General features: G+C 68.3%; 10 protein-coding genes. 4 read left to right on the forward strand and 6 right to left on the reverse strand.

The window, feature by feature from the left end:
• Nucleotides 1–112: 112 nt before the first annotated feature.
• Both ACWGIC_RS15435 and ACWGIC_RS15440 read left to right on the forward strand, forming a co-directional pair.
• Nucleotides 113–931, forward strand: a complete 819-nt coding sequence (locus tag ACWGIC_RS15435; RefSeq protein WP_452076570.1) for an excalibur calcium-binding domain-containing protein — start codon at nt 113–115, stop codon at nt 929–931.
• 61 nt (nt 932–992) lie between these two features.
• A complete protein-coding gene (locus ACWGIC_RS15440) occupies nt 993–1619 on the forward strand; it encodes a response regulator (protein WP_009085782.1) in 627 nt (208 codons plus the stop codon).
• A gap of 1 nt (nt 1620) precedes the next feature.
• Here the strand turns inward: ACWGIC_RS15440 and ACWGIC_RS15445 are convergent, their stop codons facing one another.
• Entirely contained in the window at nt 1621–2577 is a 957-nt protein-coding gene (locus tag ACWGIC_RS15445) for a helix-turn-helix transcriptional regulator (RefSeq protein WP_452076571.1), read from the reverse strand.
• Between the two features lie 59 nt (nt 2578–2636).
• Between ACWGIC_RS15445 and ACWGIC_RS15450 the strand changes: the two genes are divergently transcribed.
• Nucleotides 2637–3776: an epoxide hydrolase family protein gene (locus tag ACWGIC_RS15450; RefSeq protein WP_452076572.1), complete on the forward strand. Its 1140-nt coding sequence runs from the start codon at nt 2637–2639 to the stop codon at nt 3774–3776.
• 1011 nt (nt 3777–4787) lie between these two features.
• On the opposite strand, the gene ACWGIC_RS15455 is transcribed toward ACWGIC_RS15450, so the two are convergent.
• The 5 genes from ACWGIC_RS15455 to cutA all read right to left on the reverse strand — a co-directional run bounded on the left by ACWGIC_RS15455 (nt 4788) and on the right by cutA (nt 12647).
• Nucleotides 4788–5969 (reverse strand): GAF domain-containing protein, encoded by a 1182-nt coding sequence (locus ACWGIC_RS15455; protein ID WP_452076573.1) that lies wholly within the window; start codon nt 5967–5969, stop codon nt 4788–4790.
• A 70-nt stretch (nt 5970–6039) separates the two neighbouring features.
• Nucleotides 6040–9336 carry a thiol reductant ABC exporter subunit CydD gene (gene cydD, locus ACWGIC_RS15460; protein ID WP_452076599.1) on the reverse strand — a complete coding sequence of 1099 codons (3297 nt, stop codon included), beginning with the start codon at nt 9334–9336 and terminating at the stop codon, nt 6040–6042.
• Between the two features lie 44 nt (nt 9337–9380).
• A complete protein-coding gene (cydB, locus tag ACWGIC_RS15465; protein ID WP_452076574.1) occupies nt 9381–10388 on the reverse strand; it encodes a cytochrome d ubiquinol oxidase subunit II in 1008 nt (335 codons plus the stop codon).
• A 291-nt stretch (nt 10389–10679) separates the two neighbouring features.
• Nucleotides 10680–12194 (reverse strand): cytochrome ubiquinol oxidase subunit I, encoded by a 1515-nt coding sequence (locus ACWGIC_RS15470; RefSeq protein WP_452076575.1) that lies wholly within the window; start codon nt 12192–12194, stop codon nt 10680–10682.
• Nucleotides 12195–12326: 132 nt separating this feature from the next.
• The gene (gene cutA, locus ACWGIC_RS15475) at nt 12327–12647 is read right to left on the reverse strand and encodes a divalent-cation tolerance protein CutA (protein WP_452076576.1); all 321 of its coding nucleotides are present in this window, start codon (nt 12645–12647) and stop codon (nt 12327–12329) included.
• Nucleotides 12648–12820: 173 nt separating this feature from the next.
• On the opposite strand from cutA, the gene ACWGIC_RS15480 reads away from it, so the two are divergent.
• A complete protein-coding gene (locus ACWGIC_RS15480; RefSeq protein ID WP_452076577.1) occupies nt 12821–13420 on the forward strand; it encodes a TMEM165/GDT1 family protein in 600 nt (199 codons plus the stop codon).
• Nucleotides 13421–13484: the final 64 nt, after the last annotated feature.

Below are 13484 nucleotides of genomic sequence, written 5' to 3' on the forward strand. Positions count from 1 at the left end.
ACGCGTCCGTGACGTTTTCTCCGCTCGTGAAAATTTGACCTGTCTGAGGCGTAACACTGGCCGCCGTTTTTGCGAATTCCATTCGGCACCCGGCTCAGGAAGAGGATTCCGAATGCACTCCACGCCCGCGCCGCCGTCGCGTCCCAAGCTGAAATTCCCGGCCTGGCTGACGGTCGTCCTCAGCGTCTTCGCGGTTCTCTTCGTTCTGGGCGCGGTGTTCGGAAAGCCGACGCCGACGCCGGAACCGGTTGCCGCGCCAGCGACCCCGTCCGCGACCCCATCGACCACATCAGTCTCTCCGGTACCGGTGACCTATACCGTGGACAAAATCACCGACGCCGCAAACGTCGAACTGACCGGTTCCGACGGCAGCCATCGCGTTGTGCGCATCCTCGGTCTCGAAGTGGCGACCGGAAACAACTGCTACGGGAACGAAACCGCGGTTTGGGCCACCAACAAGCTCACCGGCGCGGCAGTAAAGATCACCACGGACACCAGCGACGGCGTCGCACTCGCTTTGAGCGACGGCACCGACTACGCGACCGCGGCGCTCTCCGCCGGGTACGCCCGGCTGGCGGGGAACGTCGTCTCCGACTCGCTCCGCAACGCGGCGAACGCAGCCCAGCAAGCCGCGATCGGATTGTGGGCGGAACCCTGCAAAGGCGTGATCACCGCGCCGACCCCGGTGGCTACTCCGGCTCCGACTCCGCCTCTGCCGAAGGAAACGCCCGCTCCGCCAGCCCCGCGCACGTCCGAACAAGCCGCCCCGCCGCCGGTTGAACAAGCGCCGGAACCTCAACAGCCGAGCAACGTGTATTACAAGAACTGTGCGGCCGCTAAAGCCGCTGGGGTGACCCCTCTCCACCGCGGCGACCCGGGCTACCGTCCCGCGCTGGACCGTGACGGCGACGGAATCGCCTGCGAGCGGTAACACCTCGTGTCCTGCGGCACCACTGGCGGACGAACCGCCGCACGCCCCGTAACCTGGACATATGCCGATCCAGGTGCTGCTAGTAGACGACCACGAACTCGTCCGGCGGGGCCTGCGCGACCTGCTCAGCGACGAGGCCGACCTGGAGGTGGTCGCCGAGGCCGGGAGCGTCGAAGAGGCGCTCGCGGTGGCCATGCACGTCGAGCCGGATGTCGCGGTCGTCGATGTCCGGCTCGGTGACGGCGACGGCATCACGCTCTGCCGCGAGCTGCGGTCCAAGCCGAATCCGCCGGCCTGTCTGATGCTCACCGCGTTCGATGACGAGGAAGCCATGGTCGGCGCGATCATGGCGGGTGCTTCGGGCTATCTGCTCAAGCAGGTTCGCGGCCAGGACGTGGTGAACGCGGTACGCGAGGTCGCCGCCGGACGCTCGCTGCTCGATCCGGTCAGCACCGCTCGCGTGCTCGACAAGCTGCGCCACCCGCCGACCGACGAGCTGGCCGCCCTGACCGACCGCGAACGCGACGTCCTGGAGCTGATCGGGCAGGGGCTGTCGAACCGCGAGATCGCCGAACGTCTTTTCCTCGCCGAGAAAACGGTGAAGAACTACGTGACGTCCGTGCTCGCGAAGCTCGGCATGCAGCGCCGCACGCAGGCCGCGGCATGGATCGCCCGGCGCGGCAAGTGAATCAGCTGCCCGCGACGGCGCGTCCGTAGCGTTCGGACAGCAGCCGCAGCCGCGGAATCAGCTCCGGCGGCGATTCGACGGTGAAGTCCATCATCAGCATTCCAATGTAGACAGCCACGGTGTCCAGGCTGTCCGCGCCGGTGACGAGCACGCACTGGTTGTCGTCAATAGGTTCGACGACGCCGACCGCCGGATTGATCCGCGCCAGCACCTTTTCCGCCGGGGCGTCGATGCGCAGGCGCGCGTGCACGATCCACCCGCTCGCCGCGATCGTGCGCATCGCGAAGGCGGTGTAATCCCCGCCGGGCAAGGGATTCGGCTCGAACCGGCGGCGGGTCGGCATCCGCGGCCGCATCAGGTCGACACGGTAGGTCGCCCAGCTGCCGTCCTGCGGATCTCGGGCGACCAGGTACCAACGCCGTTGCCAGCTGAGCAACCGGTACGGCTCGACCAGCCGCAGCTCGTTCGCGTAGTCGAACCGGAGCCATTCGACGTGCCGGATCGCCCGCGCGACCTCCTGCAGCACTGTGCCGTCGACCTCCGGATCCGGCGCGTCAGTGCCGGTGTTCTCCGGACCGCGGTCGATGGTCGACCGCAGCGCGTCGACCGTCGGACGCAGCCTCGACGGCAAGACCTGCTCAAGCTTCGCGAGCGCCCGCGTGCCCGCCTCCTCGATCCCGGAGATGCCCGCCGCGGCCCGCAGCCCGACCGTGACCGCCACCGCCTCCTCGTCGTCCAGCAGGAGCGGCGGCAGCTTTCCGCCGGAACCGAGCCGATAGCCGCCGACGTTGCCGCGCGTCGCCTCGACGGGATAGCCCAGGTCACGCAGCCGTTCGACGTCGTTCCGGATGGTCCGGGCCGAGACGCCGAGCCGTTCTGACAGCTCCCTGCCGCTCCGCCCGGCAGCGGTCTGCAGGAGAGCGAGAAGCGCCAGCAACCGCGCCGTCGGATCAGCCATCGAAACTCCCTTTTCTATTAGGAACTGATACTACCTAATAGCCTCCTAATGTCCTTCTCATGACGAACGCACCCGCCTCCCTCGCCCTCCGCCCCTTCACCGTCGAGATCACCGACGCCGAGCTCTCGGACCTGTACGACCGTCTCGCCCGCACCCGCCTGCCGCAGCCGTCGCCGGCCGACGATTGGGACGCCGGGACGCCGAACTCCTACCTGCGCACGGCCGTCGAAGCGTGGCGGGCCTTCGACTGGCGCGCCGCCGAAGCACGGATCAACTCCGTCCCGCACTTCACCACCGAGATCGACGGCCAGACGTTCCACTTCATCCACGTCCGCTCCGCCCACCCCGGCGCGACGCCGCTGCTGCTCGCGCACACCTACCCCGGTTCGTCGGTCGACTACCTCGACCTGATCGACCGGCTCGTCGACCCGGTCGCCCACGGCGGCCGCGCCGAGGACGCCTTCGACGTCGTCATCCCCGACGCACCCGGCTACGGCTTCTCCCAGCCCCTCGCCGAGTCCGGCTGGACGGTCGCCCGCGTCGCCACCGCGTACGACCGGCTGATGCGCGGCCTCGGGTACGAGAGCTACGGAATCCACGGCTCGGACAACGGCGCGATGGTCGCCAGGGAACTCGGCCTGCTCAACCCGGACGGTTTCCTCGGCCTGCACGTCCTGCAGCTGTTCTCGTTCCCGTCCGGCGACGCGGGCGAATTCGAACGCCTCGAACCGGCCGACTACGCCGGCCTCGAGCACATGCAATGGTTTCAATCAGTCGGTGGCTACAACACGATGAACGCCTCGCGCCCGCAAACGGTTTCCGTCGGCCTCAGCGACTCCCCGATCGGATTACTCGCCTACAGCGAACTGTTCAACTCCTTCGGCAACGGAACCTCGCTCGTGCCGCTGGAAACGATCCTGCTGGAGGTGAGCGTGAACTGGTTCGCCAACGCCGCGTCCGGGATGAGCCGCAGCTATCTGGAGAACGCCCGCGCGCAGGAGGAACCGAGGGTGAGCGACGCGCGTACCGGAGTGGCGGTGTTCAAGGACGACTTCCAGACCATCAAGACCTTCGCCGAGCGCGACAACACGAACATCGTGCGCTGGAGCCGCTTCGAGGAAGGCGGTCACTTCGCCGCGATGGAACGCCCCGACCTGCTCGCCGGTGACATTCGCGCTTTCTTCGCTGCCCGCGACTGACCCCTGCTGATTCCGCGCCCCAACCCCGCCCGCGTTGCTGCGGACGGGGTTCTCGGCGGTCAAGACGGAGCTGAGGGTAGCCGTTCCCCGTGGATTGGTTCACCCAATTGAGTGCCGAATAGATGTTCGATTTGCCGATACCATGGGGAACGGCTCGGTGGCAGGGCGGGAGAGTTCGAGAGTGTTCGGAGCTTGCGGGAAGGAGCGTGTTCGATGACTCGTGAAGGCTGAATCTCTTGGTGCGCGGTGTGTTCACAGCGGTGGGTTCACAACGGCGCGAGGCTGAGACAGCGTGTTTGCCGCGGTCGATTCAGGACAATCGTTTCAGGACAACCGCAGCGGCAACACGTTCACGACGATCCGAGGCGGCGGATTTCAAGACGACAGCTGCTGGTTTTAGGCAGCTCGCTCGAGGTGGCAGCTCCGAAACAGCACTAGGCCGGTGTGGCGTTTCGACACGGCACTAGGTCGCCGCAACGCGGGGTCGACGACACAGTGCAGGGCTATTGCGGCTGGCGCAAGGAGTCTGCCGCGATGACGGCTCAGTGCGATGTGGTCTCGGTGCGATGTGGTTACCGCGACGTGCTCCGCGCAGCACGGCACGGCGCGGTGACTGCCGCCCGGGCTCGCCTTCGCGCGGACTGTTTCGCGCGGACTATTGCCTTGCCGGACAGGGCAATGCGGCTGCAGACGCTGCAGCGTGAACCGCCACAGTGTGTCCTGCTAGTAACGCCGGGTGTGGCGGATCCCTGCCCCTGCGGAGGTCCGTGAGGGGAACCCTGAGGGAATCAGAGTCCCTCAGGGTTCCCCTCACAGACCTCCTCCCGTACCGAGCGTGGTGGATTCGTTGCGGTTGCGATAAGAGCCGTCGCAGTACGGTAGCCGTGTCACGAACCGCCACAGCCGCGTCGAAAAGCGTGGCCACACCGCGAGCCAAAGCGCGAGGCAGCTGGCGAAGCGATGCGCTGCGATTACCGAAACCCCTACACCGCAACATGATCCCCGAACCACTCACTCCAGCGGCAGATCAAACGCGACAAGCGTCCCCAAACTAGGCGACGAATTAAGAAAGAACCGACCCCCAGCAGCATCAGCCCGCTCCGCGAGATGCCGAAGCCCCCGAGTCGCAACCCCTTGCGGCACCCCGGACCCGTTGTCCCGCACGCGAAGCTTCACACCCTCAACATCGCGGGTCAGCGTCACGCGAGTCTCGCTCGCCCCGGAGTGTCGGACCACATTGGACAGTGCCTCGCGCAACGCCGCTCGAATGTGGTCGGCCCGCTCGGCCGGGATATCGGCGAACTCGCCGGACAGCTCCAGGGTCGGCGGATACCCGAGCAGCTCACCGGCGATGCGCACTTCGCCGCGCGCGGATTCGGCGAGGTCTGTCGGGGTGCCGGGGTCGTGGCGCGGCTCCGGGGAGCGCAGCGCGCGCACGGTGCCGCGGATTTCCTCGATGGTCTGGTCCAGCTGGTCGATCGCGTCGGACAGCCGGGCCCCGTCGGCCTGCGCGAAGCGTTTGCGCATGTTGCGGCGTACCCGGTCCAGCTGCATTCCGGTGCCGTAGAGCCGTTGCACGATCACGTCGTGCAGCTCGCGAGCGATGCGTTCGCGCTCTTGATAGAGAGTCACGCGATGCCGCGCGTTCGCCCCCTCCGCCAGCGCGAGCACCACGCCGGCCTGCGCCGCGAACGCCGCGAGCATCTCGACCGTGCCCGCGGAGAACGGCTCGCGACCCTGCCGCCGGTACACCGTGAGCGCGCCGAGCACCCGCCCGCCGGACCCGAACGGCGCGGCCGCGAACGGCCCGTATCCGCGCAGTTCATCCGGCACATACGGGGCCGTGCGCGGGTCGACGATGAAGTCCTCCGCCGCGATCGGCTCGCTGCCGCGCGCGACCTGGCCTGCCGCGGATTCCGTCTCGAGCGTCAGCCCGCGCAACTCGCCGACCGGCGCGCCTTCGACCTCGCCCGTCGGCACTTCCGCGAGCAAGCCGTCGACGCCGTACGCCGCTTCGACCACGACCCGGCCGTCGTCGGCGCTCACCATCGCCAGGCCGAGGTCGGCGTCCGCGAGTTCGACAGCCCTGGCCACGACTGTTTCCAGCACCGCCTCCGGGTCGTCCCCGGACAGCGCGGTGCTGGTGATCTCCGTGGCCGCGGAGAGTGCGCGCGCGGCGAGTGTCGGGTCCATGAGCAACTCCGACCTTAGCGCGGCCCCCTGCCCCAGACCCGAAATCGTGACCGTCACCAACAACCCTCCGTCACGCCGCCACCCGCGGCAACGCCCGGCGCACGACGCGCCCGTCCCGGACCTCGAAGACGATGTCCGCTTGCAGCTCTTCATCCGCATTGTGCGTTACGTGCACGACCGTCCGTCCGGCAAGCTCAGCACGCAACATCGCCCGCAACGCCCTCGCCGTCGGCTCGTCCAGATGCGACGTCGGCTCGTCGAGCAACACCAACTCCGCCGACGGAGCCGCCAGCAGCGCCCGCGCCAACGCCACCCGCTGCGCCTGCCCACCGGACAACCCGGCCCCGGCGCTGTCGAGCACCGTCGTCAAATCCAGCTCCGGCAACTGCGCCTGATCCAGCACCCGACGCAAATCGGCCGTCTCCGCGTGAGGATCCGCGAGCCGCAAGTTCTCCGCCACAGTGGTCGACACGAGCATCGGCTCCTGCGGTGCCCAAGCGACCTTCGCCGGCACGACAACCTCGCCGTCGCGCGGCTGAAGGAATCCCAGCAAAGCCGCCACCAATGTCGACTTACCCGCCCCGCTCGGCCCGACGACCGCGACGTAAGCCCCGGTCGGCACGCTCAAGTCGACGTCCTTCAGCACCGGCTCGCCGCCAGGCCACCCCAGTTCAGCGCCCCGCAACTGAATTGCGGCTGGGCAGTCCAGGCCAGGCTCGCCCGCAACCTGAACAGCGGCTGCGTCCCGCGTTCCCGCCGATCCGCCGACCCCGCGAACTGCTTCCTCGTCCCGTGAATGCCCGGCTTCCGAATCGCCAACCACCGCACCAAGCCGAACCCGAGCCGCCCGCAATGTGTCCCAATGCACCGCCGCCTGCGGCAGCAACGCCAGAACCTCCGCGAGCGCCAACGGCACCAACGCCAGCAGCGGCGCCATCACCCCCGCCAGCTCCCCTCGGCCGACAGCGCCCGCGGCCAGCATCGTGCTGACCACCGCAGCCACCCCGGTCGCCAGCGTGATCAGCGCATCCGCCGCGCCTGCGCCGAATGCTTGCCGCCGGGTGTCGGCGGCCAGTTGGGTGTCCGTCGAAGCCAAGTCCCGGCGGCGCGAAGCCGCTCGGCCGTAAGCGAGCAATTCCGCCGCCGACGAGAACAGCACCAACACCCGCGCCGCGACGTCACGTCGGCCAGCCGCGAGCGCCGAAGTCGCCCGTCGTTCCAACCGCAGCGCGACCGCCGGTGCCGCCAAGCCCACCAGCACCGTCAACGCCAGCACCAAACCGGCCGACGGCAGCACCATCGTCTGCACCGCGATAGCCCCGGCCGCGACCAGCCCGACCACGATCGGCGGCGAAACGACTCGCGGCAGGAGATCCCGCATCGTGTCGACATCCGTCACCAGCCGCCGCTGGCTCTCCCCGGCTTCGAGGCTGCGCGCCGGACCTAAGCGCACCAACGCGTTCCACAACCGAACCCGCAACCGTCCGGCGATCCGGAAAGCGGCGTCGTGCGTGACGAGCCGTTCGACATACCGCAGTCCGGCCCGTCCCAACCCGAACGCGCGCACTCCGACGACCGCGACTGTCAAGGTCAGAATCGGCGGCTGCAACGACGCTTTGGCGATCAACCAGCCAGAAGTCGCGGTAAGGGCGATCCCGGCCAGTAGGGCCAAGGCACCCAGCAAGGCACCGGAGAACAGGCGTCGGTCAAGCAACATTCGCCAGTGAAGCGGCCGGGCCTCGACACTGTCCGAAATGGACTCGACTGCCGCGGCGGGAGCTTCGTCCGAAACGGCCACTGCGGCAGAACGTTCGTGAGCAGCGATGACCGCCGCCGCACCGTTTTCGACGGCTCGCTCTACGGCGTCCATCACCCGTCGAGCGTTGACGTCGTCCAGGTGCGCGGTCGGCTCGTCCAGCAGCAGCAACCACGCACCCGACTGGACGCGCAGCAACGCTCGCGCCACGGCGACGCGCTGACGTTGCCCTTGGGAAAGCCGGTCGACTGGACGGTCGGCGAGACCGTGCAAGCCCAGTTCAGCGAGCACGGGATCGATGTCCGAACCAGCGACCGCGAGTTCTTCCCGCACTGTGCCGCCGCTGAAAACCGGCGACTGCGGAACCCACGCGATACCGGCGCGCCACCGTTCGAGGTCGGCTTCGGCGAGCGGGACGTCCCCGGCCAGCACCGACCCGTCATAGGACGGCACGAAGCCCAGCAGCGTCGCCAGCGTTGTCGATTTGCCGCCACCGCTCGGGGCGCGCAGCCATACGAGCTGGCCGCGCCGGACCGAGAAACTCTCGCCATCCGGGGCGAATCCGCCGCGCCGGGCGACTTTTAGGTCGGACACAACCAACGATCCACAGGGCGCGGTCCGCGTCCCTTCGGCCGGGACCGGCTCCGCGAGCACCGCGGTCACCCGGCGGACCGCTTCCACGCCGTCCTCGCTCGCGTGGAAAGCCGCACCGACCGCGCGAATCGGCTGGTAGCACTCGGGCGCGAGGATCAGCACGCCGAGTCCGATCGCCAGCGGGAGCGATCCCGACACCAGCCGGACGCCGATGACGACAGCGACCAGCGCGACCGACAGCGTCGCCGCGAGTTCCAGCACGAACGCCGAGGAGAACGCGACCCGCAACGTCTTGAGCGTCGCGCGACGATGCCGTTCCGACAGTTTCCGCACGGTCTCGGCCTGTGCGTCCGCCCGCCGGAACGCGGTGAGCACGGGCAACGCGCGCACCAGTTCGAGCAGGGAACCGGACATCCGGTGCACCGCGTCCGTCGCGCCGGAAACGCGGTCGGCGGTGAATTTTCCGACCAGGACAGCGAACATCGGCAGCAACGGGACCGTCGCGGCGATGATCACCGCAGACGGCCAATCTGTCCACAGGATCGCCGCGCCCGCCGCGATCGGGACGACCGCGGCGGTGACGAGCGCGGGCAGGTACTCGCGGAAATAGGAATCGAGTGCGTCGAGGCCACGCGTGACGAGCGTCGTGAGTTCGCCGTGGCCGCGCCGGGCGAGCCATTCCGGACCGAGGCGCAACGCGTGGTCGACGACGCGGGCGCGCAGGTCGCGTTGCGCGGTCGCGGCGGCGCGCGCGGAGACAACCCGCACCGCCCAGCTGGTGCCCGCGCGGCCCACGACGAGCGCGACCAGAACAGCCAACTGGACGGTGCGGCCCCCTTCCCCCAGCCCCCGGGAGACGATGTCCGCGAGGATGTTCGCTAGCAGAAAGGCTTGTCCGACAAGGAAAACCGCGTTCCCGAACGACAGCACCGCGACCAGGATCAGCGCTCGGCGCGCGGCCGGCCCCAGGGCCGAAAGCGCGCCGAGCGGACCCTTGCCCGGCCGCACTGGGTCCATGGGGGACCCGGTGGCGGAAAGGGGTGCGCGGCCGGGAAGCTCGGTCATGGTGCGTGCACCGCCGGGATGTGCTGGACGCCGATGCGCTTGCGGAACACCCAGTAGGTCCAGCCTTGGTAGATCAGCACCGCTGGCGCCCCGAACGCGCCGACCCAGGTCATCACCGTCAGCGTGTAGTGGCTGACCGCGGTGTTCATGATGGTCAGCGAGTGCGCCGGGTCGAGCGTGGACGGCAGGACGTTCGGGTAGAGCGCGCCGAAGAAGGTCACCGCGGCGGCCGTGATGACGACCGCGAGCGCGGCGAACGTCTGCCCGTCGCGGTCGACGTAGAGCCGCAGCCACGCCACCACCGCGGCGAGGACGGCGATCACCAGCGAGATGAGCGTCCACAGTTTGCCTTCGCGGACCTGGACGACCACCAGGAAGGCGACCAACGGCAGCAGCCCGGCGGGAAGGATTCGCAGCGCTAGCGTGCGCGCACGTTCCCGCAGTTCACCGGTGGTTTTCAGGGCGAGGAACGCCGCCCCGTGCACGAGCGAGAACCCGACGATGGCCACCGCGCCCAGCAACGTGTCCCACCGGACCGACTCGAACGCCGACCCGACGCGGTTGCCCTGCGCGTCGAGCGGAAGGCCGAGCACAGTGGTCGCGAGCAGCAGCCCGACGCCCAGCGGCGGGACCCAGGAACCGATGATGATCACGCGGTCCCAGACGCGCCGCCACCGTTCGGAGTCGACCTTGCCGCGGTACTCGAACGCGACGCCGCGCCCGATGAGCGCGATGAGGACGAGCAGCAGCGGGAGGTACGCCCCCGAGAAAAGCGACGCGTACCAGCCAGGGAACGCCGCGAAGGTCGCACCGGCCGCGACGATCAGCCAGACCTCGTTGCCATCCCAGACCGGCCCGATGGTGTTGACGAGGACGCGCCGCTCGGTGTTCGTTTTCCCGAGGACCGGCAGGAGCATCCCGACCCCGAAGTCGAATCCTTCGAGGAAGAGATACCCCAGCCAGAACAACGCGACGATCGCGAACCACAGCGTTTCGAGTGTCATGCCCACTCACCTCGTCCGGCGACTGCCGGCGTCATCCGGTCGGCCACCGGGTTGTCCCCACGATGGCCCTGAGTTATCCACAACCCAGCGAGTTGTCCACAGATTTGTTGTGGGTAACCCGCGAGAGCCACCGCGCGATTACGCTGGGTACGGGGCGTCCCCCCGGTGAGGGTGGGGGCTGCCTTCGCGGCGGGAGACTCGCTTCGGCACCCAGTCCAGGCCAGTGGAGCGGGCCGCGCCCAGACCCGGCCCTCCGGGTCCTCTGGCGGCACCCCGGCCCGCTCCACCGGGTCAGTAGGCGAACGAAAGCGCCTGGTCATCGGAGTCCTCGGAATCATCAGAACCGCCCGAACCGTCGGAATCAGAAGAAGCAGCAGGCGGCATCACCGCGTCCACGCCGCCCCGTACGTACTTGCGCATCAGGTACAGCTCCACCACACCCAGCACCGCGTACAGCACCGTCAGCGAGATCAGCGACGTCAGCACCTCGCCGACGGTCAGCTTCGACACCGCCTGTGCCGTGAACATCCACATGCCCTCGACGCCGGTCGGGTTGGGCGCGACCACGAACGGCTGCCGCCCCATCTCGGTGAAGATCCAGCCCGCGCTGTTGCCGATGAACGGCGTCGCGATGCCGCCGAGCACCATCAGCGGGAACCAGCGTCCGCCGGGGATCCGGCCTCGGCGCGTGAGCCACAGGGCCAGCAGGCCGATGCCCGCCGAGATCGCGCCGAAGCCGATCATGATCCGGAAGCCCCAGTACGTCACCGGCAGGCTGGGCACGTAGTCGATCGGCTTGCCCGCCAGCGAGCCAAGCGCCGGATCGTCCGGGTAGTTGGTGCCGTATTTCGCCTGGTATTCGGTGACCAGGTTCTCCACGCCCTTGACCTCGGTCGAGAAGTCGTTGTGCGCCAGGAAAGACAGCAGCGCGGGCACGTTGAACGTCTTGACGTCCTCGCAATTCGCGTTCGCCACGTCGCCGATCGCGATGATCGAGAAGCTCGCCGGTTTTTCCGTGTGGCACAACGCTTCCGCCGACGCCATCTTCATCGGCTGCTGCTCGAACATCAGCTTGCCCTGCATGTCGCCGGTGATCGCCAGCACGGCGAACGCCACGATGCCGACCCAGCTGCCGAGCCGCAGCGACGAGCGCCAGACGTCGCGGTGTTCGTCCGAGGTCGAGCGCCGCCGCCACAGGTGCCAGCCGGCCACGCCGACCAGGAACGCCGCCGCCACCGAGAACGCCCCGGCGAGGGTGTGCGGGATCGCGGCGAGCGCGGTGTTGTTCGTGAGCACCGCGCCGATCGAGTTCATCGTCGGCTTGCCGTCCACGAACTCGACGCCCACCGGATGCTGCATCCACGAGTTCGCGGCGAGAATGAAATACGCCGAGGCCATCGTGGCCAGCGAGAACGCCCAGGCACAGGCCAGGTGCACGCGACGAGGAAGCCGGTCCCAGCCGAAAATCCACAGGCCGAGGAAGACCGACTCCACGAAGAACGCGAGGAGGCCTTCCATCGCGAGCGGCGCGCCGAACACGTCGCCGACGAACCGGGAGTAGGCGCTCCAGCTCATCCCGAACTGGAATTCCTGCACGATCCCGGTGACCACGCCCATGGCGAAGTTGACGAGCAGCAGTTTGCCCCAGAACTTCGTCATCTTCAGGTGCCGCGGATTGCCGGTGCGCACCCAGGCGGTCTGCATGGCCGCGACCAGCACCGAAAGTCCGATGGTCAGCGGGACCATCAGGAAGTGGTAGACGGTGGTGATGCCGAACTGCCACCGCGCGAGCTCAAGGACATCCACGTGTCCGATCCTCCGCGCGGGCACTCGCGCCAGCCAGTTCAACACGTCCTGAACTAACCGGGACCAACGTCCCGCCGACCTGCTGAAATCCGCGGCCGGGCGACGGCGGAGCTACCCCCGATCAGGTGGTGCTCAGCGGGTCTCCTCCACGAGCCACGACAGATACCGCGGGCTGCCGCCGATGATCGGCGTGACGATGACCTCCGGCAGGTCGTACGGGTGCCGCACGTTCAGGAACTCCTCCAGCGCGCCGGAGCGGTCCGCGGCCGTCTTGCACTCGACCCGCCATTCGGCCGCCGTCTGCACCTCGCCCTCCCACCGGAAGACGCTGGTGATCGGCCCCACGATCTGGGCGCAGGCGGCGAGCCGGGCCTCGATGGCGCTCGCGGCGAGGGTGCGCGCGGCGGCTTCGGAGTCGACGGTGGTGGTGACGACGACGTGGTCAGCAGACATGACCCGCACCGTACCGCAGCCGGAAAACAGAATTCGGTGCACCGAAAAAAATTATCCGGCCAACCGGCGGCGAGCATTCTGCCGACCTGAACAGGCAATTCGCGAAACCCATCAGCTTGCGGCTTTCTGAATCACCCCTTTATCGTTGCAGTGAAAGGGGTGAGCACGAACCCATGTCTCCCGCATTGATCGCTCTGTTCAGCGCGTTCGGCCTGGTACTGGCCGTCGAGCTGCCGGACAAGACACTTGTCGCGACCCTTGTGCTCACCACCCGTTTCCGCGCCTGGCCGGTATTCGCCGGAGTGTGCGTGGCATTCGCCGTGCAATGCGTGATCGCAGTGGCTTTCGGAAGCCTGCTCACGCTCTTGCCGGAAACCCTTGTTTCAGTGCTGGTCGCCGCGATGTTCGGAGTCGGCGCGTTCCTGCTGCTGCGCGAGGGCTTCGCCGAAGGCCGCGATGCGGGCGAGGACGCGTCGCGGTCCGGTCCTGGGCCGGTGACGTTCCTGCGCTCCGCGCTGACGTCGTTCGGCGTGCTCTTCGCCGCGGAGTGGGGCGACGCCTCACAGCTGGCGACAGCCGGTCTCGTCGCCCGCCTCGGCAATCCGTTCGCGGTCGGCCTCGGCGCGTTCGTCGCGCTGGTGTCGGTCGCCGGACTGGCGGTGTTCATCGGCGCGAAGATCCGCGACCGGATCCGGCCGAAGCTGATCCAGCGGACCGCCGGGTTCGTGTTCGCCGGATTCGCCGTGTTCGCGCTGGCCCAGCTGCTCTGGTAACCGCGGTTTCACAGGAACTCCGGGTAGCCTCTTCGGAACCCCCGAACGAGGACCAGGTGAACCC

The sequence above is a fragment of the Amycolatopsis sp. NPDC054798 genome (genome assembly GCF_053611505.1).